Source organism: Peribacillus sp. P4_C12 (assembly GCF_056402095.1).
Genome location: NZ_JBFUIB010000184.1, coordinates 1 through 6,827, shown reverse-complemented (window position 1 = coordinate 6,827; position 6,827 = coordinate 1). Strand labels below are relative to the sequence as shown.

Genomic DNA, 6,827 nt, shown 5'->3' with positions numbered 1-6,827 from the left:
GGATAGGGTGTCACATGCGAATTGATTGGCGATGCATATTGAATGGCCTGACAAAAGGCAACCATTTTATCCCGGTCATCAAATTGGACAGATTGAATTAAATCGGTGCGTTTCGCATCCCATCTAGGATACGTATTCATACCGATTTTTTCCAAAAAGGCAGCAGTGAACATGGCACCTTTAACGGCTTGTCCAACGACGTGGGGCGCAAGAAAGAATCCTTGATACATTTCCTGCAAACTATAAAGCGAGGCACCAGCTTCCGCACCAATTCCTGGTGATGTTAAACGATAAGAGCAAGCTTCGATCAATTCTTTTTTACCGACAATGTATCCACCTGTCTTTACTATTCCGCCACCTGGGTTTTTAATGAGAGAACCAGCCATTAAATCTGCCCCTACATGACACGGCTCTTGAGTTTCAACAAACTCCCCATAACAATTGTCTACGAACACGACAATTTCTGGGTTTATCTCTTTAACGAAAGAAATCATCTCTTTAATTTCATCAATTGTAAAGGAAGGACGTGTAGCATACCCTTTTGAGCGTTGGATTCCGATCATTTTCGTATTCGGTTGAATTGCCTGTTTAACGGCTTCAAAATCAACTGTTCCATATCCCGATAACGGAACAGCCTTATAACTAATTTGAAAATCACGCAAAGATCCGATACCCGAGCCTCGGATACCGACAATCTCTTCCAATGTATCATATGGCTTTCCAGTTATGTACAGCAATTCATCCCCTGGACGTAATATGCCGAACAAAGCAGTTGAAATCGCATGTGTACCCGATATTATTTGTGAACGCACCAATCCCGCTTCTGCACCAAAGACATCGGCATAAATCAATTCAAGAGTGTCGCGGCCGATATCATCATATCCGTACCCTGTCGTAGGGATGAAATGAGAATCACTCACTCGATGTGCTTGATAACTTTGTAATACACGAAATTGATTTTCTTCAATTCGTTCATCAACTTGTTTATGTAACGGAGAAATCATTGCTTCTACTTCCTGGGCAATGTTTTTTAACACTTCTCCATGTGTTAACTGCTGATACATCTAAATTCCCCTTTATAATGAATATTTCTCTAGCTGGCCGGTTAATGGATGATCAGCTAGACAAAAACCTTTGCATTCATATCTTTCCGATTCTTCATTAAAGGAGAGAGTGCGCAATATGGTTTCATTTTTCAGCTGTGATAATAGTTTACCCTCACTTGAAGGCAGGAAAACATTATACGGGATCATTTCATCAATCACGTACTTTTCAATTTCTTCCATGATTTGATTCAGGTCTGAATGATCATAGGCACTTATTAATAATGAAGCATTACTAGATGACCTTACAAAGTCAGTGTGAATCCTATCTTTCTTATTATACAACGTTAGCTGTGGAATGGAAGGGACTTCTAAGTCATTTAGCAAATCGTGTACCGTTTTCTCGTGATTAAAGTAATCCGAACTTGAGGAATCGACAACGTGGAGCAATAAATCAGCTTCCTTCACTTCTTCGAGTGTCGAGCGAAATGCTGCTATTAAAGAAGTCGGCAAATCTTGTATAAAGCCAACAGTATCCGTCAGTAGCACGGTAAATCCGCTAGGAAGAATGGCTTTTCGAGTCATCGGATCAAGTGTAGCAAACAACTGGTTCTCCTCGAAAGAATCTGCCTCAGTTAAACGGTTGAACAGCGTTGATTTACCCGCATTCGTGTATCCGACCAGGGCAATTTGAAAGGTTTTATTTCGTTTCCTTCTGTCGCGATACCGTTCACGATGCTTAACTATCCCGCTTAATTGTTGTTTGATTTCATCAATTTTCCCACGAATGTGGCGGCGGTCGCTTTCTAACTTCGTTTCTCCAGGTCCTCTTGTGCCGATTCCGCCTCCAAGCCTGGACATTGCCGTACCCTGCCCCACCAAACGCGGCAATAAATATTGGAGCTGAGCCAGTTCAACCTGCAGCTTCCCTTCTCTTGAGCGCGCTCGCTGAGCAAAAATATCTAAAATAAGCTGTGTCCGATCTATGATCCTTGCTTGCAAATATTTAGTAAGATTACGAATCTGACTTGGAGATAATTCATCATTAAAGATAAATAGATCCGGCTCCAACTCTTCTTCTAAATTCTGAAGTTCCTCCACTTTTCCTTTACCTATATATGTAGACGGATCAACCCTTTCCCTTTTCTGAGTGATTGTCATTAGCACCTCGCCATTCGCCGTCTTCGCTAACGAAGCCAGCTCATCCAACGAATATTCAAAACGCTCGTTAGCCTCTGTTGTTTGGCATCCTATTAATACAGCCGTTTCCTTCATTGATTCATCCAAATCGCGCACCACCTTTATGAAAGATTTCAGTTAATCATAACAAAAAAAATTAAACTTATAAAACTTTCGTAAAAACAAAGATTTTAACCATTTTAAATTATTCGATAACATGCTAAAATCAAATTTGACTTTAACATCAAATTGAAAAGACATAGAGGGAAAAACATATGACATGGGAAGTATTAAGCCTCATAGGTACAATTGCATTTGCCATAAGCGGGACCATTATTGCCATGGAAGAAGAGTATGATATTTTAGGCGTTTATATTTTAGGAATCGTAACCGCTTTTGGTGGAGGAGCAATCCGAAATTTATTGATTGGTGTACCTGTATCAACATTATGGGATCAAAGTTTCTATTTTATCATTGCATTAGTATCTATCACCATCGTTTTTGTTTTTCCTACCATTCTATCAAAGCATTGGGACAGATGGGGGAACTTAAGTGATGCGATTGGTCTTTCTGCATTTGCTATACAAGGGGCCATGTATGCGGTTGAACTGAATCATCCCATAAGCGCCATTATTGTTTCAGCTGCGTTAACCGGATGCGGTGGCGGGGTAGTCCGTGACGTGCTGGCCGGAAGAAAACCATTAGTCTTTAGAAAAGAAATCTACGCAGTCTGGGCCATCATTGCAGGCTTAGCGTTAGGCAGCGGAGTCTTATCTCAGTCATGGCAGCTATATACACTCTTTACCGCTATCACTTTATTGCGCGTCCTTTCCTACACATATAATTGGCACCTTCCTAATAAAAAATGGGTACCAAAAACATAAATCCGAAAGCCCGCCATTTTTGGTGGGCTTTCGTTTGTCATTCTTTCTCATCATCCTCAAAAATTAAATCTTGGCTGGTTAAAGTGAGTAAATCGACTTTTTCAAACGAATCTTCTATTAATAGCCGCATTGCCTGCGCCCTAATCGACTTTTCAAGAACATTTCGGATATAGCGGCCGTTAGAAAACGATATAGGTCCGCGAAACGAACGTAATATGATTAAATGATCTTTTAATTTTCTCTCAGCATCCCGGTTCATAATATATTCACGTTCCTGAAGCATTCGATCAGATATTTCCATCAACTGATCAATCGTATAATCTGGAAAATCGACAACAAGCGGGAACCTGGAATGAAGGCCTGGATTTAGACTGAGAAAATAATCCATTTCTCGTGAGTATCCTGCAAGAATTAAAATGAATTCATGTTGTCGGTCCTCCATATGTTTCACGAGCGTATCTATGGCTTCTTTGCCAAAGTCCTTTTCGCCTCCTCTCCCCAAGGAATAGGCTTCATCAATAAATAATATCCCGCCAATGGCCTTTTTAATTAAATCACGCGTTTTTTGGGCCRTATGACCAATATATTCTCCGACCAAATCTGCCCTCTCCGCTTCAATTAAATGCCCCTTCGAGAGTACATTCATTTTTTGAAACAACTTTCCAATTAAACRTGCAACCGTGGTCTTCCCTGTTCCAGGATTTCCTTTAAACATCATATGGAGCGCTTGACGACCAGTCTTCAGCCCTCTTGTTTCCCGCTGCTTGTTGATGTAGATCCAGGCATATATTTCTTTTATCATCCGTTTCATTTCTTCCATGCCAACTAGCGCTTTTAATTCATCTTCAATTTCCTTTAATGCTACATGCTGGTGGGGAATTTCTTGCACCAAAATTTCTTTTTCCTTTATCGGCAGATCCTTTTGTAGCGCTTTTCTATTTTCCGCATTAAACACAATGTTGATTTGCCCGTTATTTTTCATACGGATCGGTTGTTCCAATGCATTCACCTCTCCATCTTGGACCCCTGACGCCACAATTTTCATTCGATTTATGATGGCTATATGCCGTAATGAGCACAGCCTTTAAACTAAACCAATCGGGAAATTCCCTTATTACTTTTCATGATTTCCTAAGCTTTTTGAATAATTAGCTAATTTCCTCTTCAAACGGCGACTTAATTAAACAGGATTCTCACCTCTAGAATATAAATACGACAATTTTATCTCCATTTCATCAATTCTTTTTTTGAAAATGTCATTTCCTGCGCTTTCCCGGAAAATAATCCGTCCCTTAATATATATTCAAAACGTGTGCGTAAAATAATCGAATCCTTGAAAAAGATACAAGAGTAGGCTCAAAAAAAAAAAAAACAGGTCGCTATAAGCGAAGCCTGTCTTTTTGATCCATTTATATGATTATTCCTTCACTTCGTAATCAATTTGGACATTACGTTGTGGAGCGAATGTAGAAATCGCATGTTTATAGACTAATTGCTGCTTGCCCTCTGATTCAAATAAAACGGTAAAATTATCGAACCCTTTAACCTGTCCTCTAATTTGGAAACCGTTTAATAAAAATACCGTCACATACGTACCATCTTTTCGTAATTGGTTAAGAAACTGATCTTGAATATTTACTGATTGTTTCATGTATTAGTCCTCCTCTTTTCTCTCTAAATTTATGTATTCGCCTTTATTGAAAAGCTTTCCTGCTATAAACCCAGATATTTCATGTATTTTTTTTGAAAAATCTTCTAGATTGGTCATATCAAACCAAATTACATCCATTTTATTCCGGAACCAAGTCAATTGCCTTTTAGCATATCGGCGAGAATTTTGCTTTAAAGCCTCTATTGCTTCCTCTAATGATGCTCTTTCATCAATAAAATCATAGATCTCTTTATAGCCAATAGCCTGTATTGATTGGCAATCCCTCAAACCTTGTTCATAAAATGACTGAACCTCTTGAATCAGCCCTTCTTCTATCATCCCGTCGACGCGCTGATCAATACGCTGATATAATTTTTCCCGATCCATTGTCAAACCAATGATGCACGTATCATATTTCATTTCTGTCGGCTGTTCATCCAACTGCTCACTCATCGTTTTTCCTGTACAATGAAAAATCTCAAGTGCTCTGATTACCCTTCTTACATTATTAGGATGAATACGATTTGCACTTTCTGGGTCAACACTCCGTAATTGTTCAAAAACAGGATCGATTCCTAATTCCTTAACTTGTTTTTCCAACATACCCCTGTAACTAGGATCAGATGGCGCTTCTGAAAATTGATAATCATAAATGACCGATTGTATGTATAGACCTGTACCACCGACGATAATAGGGAGTTTTCCTCTGTTTTGGATATCCTCGATACATGCATTAGCACGCTCCTGGAACTCAGCCGCGCTAAATGGTTCATCCGGTTCCTTAATATCAAGCAAATAATGAGGAATTCCCTCTGTTTCTTCTCTCTTGATTTTCRCAGTCCCTATATCCATCCCTTTATAAACCTGCATGGAATCTCCGCTGATAATTTCACCATTAAATTGTTTAGCCAACTCAATGCTCATTTTCGTCTTACCAACAGCAGTCGGTCCGATGATAACGAGAAGTTTTCTTTTTTGTTGTTTCAACATTCTCACTGCCTTATATGATTTTTCCCTATCTTATCATAATCTCGGGGAAAGCAGCCAAACATCTATCCATTATGTCCAAAAGCTATTAGTTTATTCACATCTTCTATCGAAACCACCTTGAATAATATTCACTAAAACAAGGTGATTAATATTTTTTTAAGTGATGCTACTTTTTTCATTAAAAGGTTTATTTAGACGATAAAGGTGCTTTTCTCTCTGGAGAAAAGATGACTACCCACCCTAAAAGGAGTCGAGAAAAATGATTTATGAAGAAACATACCATTATCTATTACGTAATGTATCCTCTACTGAATTCGATACTTGCTTATATTCGCTATTACATATCGACTGGGAGGGTGTTGTTCAGCGTTCTTTACATCAAATGGCTCAAGGAATATGCACAACAAAAAAATATTTATACCAAACACTTAAAAAACAAACAACATAAGGTTTTCATTCCCGTTGAAAGTAATGGCGAAAAGAAATATATATTCAAACTTGCTTGACCGGCCATCTTGACTTCAAAGTAAAACAGACCTCTATTGTAAAAAATATAGTTTCTTCTATAGTAATGTGTTTCGTAATTTACCAATCCATTCGGAAAGGTTACTGATGATGCCCGCTTATCGGATGACTGTATTTTTCATAAGTAATCTTTCGTAAGGCCATTCGTATCAAGGCTCCTAGCAAAATAGTTATTAAAGGTACTAAAAGAAGGTACTAAAAGAAGGTACTAAAAGAAGGTACTAAAAGAAGGTTCTGAATGAATGGGATACTTAAAATAATTATGAATAAGGGAATGAAACTTGAGAGATTAAATAAGAGACAAACCATATTATTAACCACCTAAATCTGTATGTAATGCATTCAATAATAAAAAAAGAAAAATAGACCGTATCAAACCGGTCTATTTACTTTMCTATCATTAAATTCTCTATTACAAAAGGAACTAGCTCATTCTTCCATATACAGGTATCATCATCGTAACGGTGGTTCCTGTCTCATTAGACTTTACGGTAATGTCACCATCATACCTGTTAACTAAGTCTTTTACGATAAACAGGCCTTGTCCTCTAACCT

The 6,827-nt window shown here is 38.3% G+C and carries 6 protein-coding genes; 1 reads left to right on the top strand and 5 read right to left on the bottom strand.

The window, feature by feature from the left end; translation table 11 throughout:
• Positions 1-1,064, bottom strand: a 1,064-nt coding sequence (locus tag AC1DUW_RS18020) for a methionine gamma-lyase family protein (protein WP_477643117.1), incomplete at its 3' end; no start/stop codon positions are given.
• Between the two features lie 12 nt (positions 1,065-1,076).
• Positions 1,077-2,318, bottom strand: a complete 1,242-nt coding sequence (hflX, locus tag AC1DUW_RS18015) for a GTPase HflX (RefSeq protein WP_477643119.1) — start codon at positions 2,316-2,318, stop codon at positions 1,077-1,079.
• Positions 2,319-2,497: 179 nt separating this feature from the next.
• Between hflX and AC1DUW_RS18010 the strand changes: the two genes are divergently transcribed.
• The gene (locus AC1DUW_RS18010; RefSeq protein WP_053345432.1) at positions 2,498-3,106 is read left to right on the top strand and encodes a trimeric intracellular cation channel family protein; all 609 of its coding nucleotides are present in this window, start codon (positions 2,498-2,500) and stop codon (positions 3,104-3,106) included.
• Positions 3,107-3,143: 37 nt separating this feature from the next.
• Here AC1DUW_RS18010 and spoVK read toward each other — a convergent pair whose 3' ends face one another.
• The 3 genes from spoVK to miaA all read right to left on the bottom strand — a co-directional run bounded on the left by spoVK (position 3,144) and on the right by miaA (position 5,747).
• Positions 3,144-4,106, bottom strand: coding sequence for a stage V sporulation protein K (spoVK, locus tag AC1DUW_RS18005; RefSeq protein WP_477643118.1), 963 nt, complete (start codon positions 4,104-4,106; stop codon positions 3,144-3,146).
• 417 nt (positions 4,107-4,523) lie between these two features.
• Positions 4,524-4,757, bottom strand: coding sequence for an RNA chaperone Hfq (gene hfq / locus AC1DUW_RS18000; RefSeq protein WP_034313436.1), 234 nt, complete (start codon positions 4,755-4,757; stop codon positions 4,524-4,526).
• Between the two features lie 3 nt (positions 4,758-4,760).
• Positions 4,761-5,747, bottom strand: a complete 987-nt coding sequence (miaA, locus tag AC1DUW_RS17995) for a tRNA (adenosine(37)-N6)-dimethylallyltransferase MiaA (protein ID WP_477643116.1) — start codon at positions 5,745-5,747, stop codon at positions 4,761-4,763.
• Positions 5,748-6,827 lie beyond the last annotated feature (1,080 nt).

What these genes read in the sequence shown, in the direction of transcription:
- hflX (WP_477643119.1), bottom strand. Translation starts at nt 2,318, where the DNA reads ATGAAGGAAACGGCTGTATTAATAGGATGCCAAACAACAGAGGCTAAC.
- hfq (WP_034313436.1), bottom strand. Translation starts at nt 4,757, where the DNA reads ATGAAACAATCAGTAAATATTCAAGATCAGTTTCTTAACCAATTACGA.
- AC1DUW_RS18010 (WP_053345432.1), top strand. Translation starts at nt 2,498, where the DNA reads ATGACATGGGAAGTATTAAGCCTCATAGGTACAATTGCATTTGCCATA.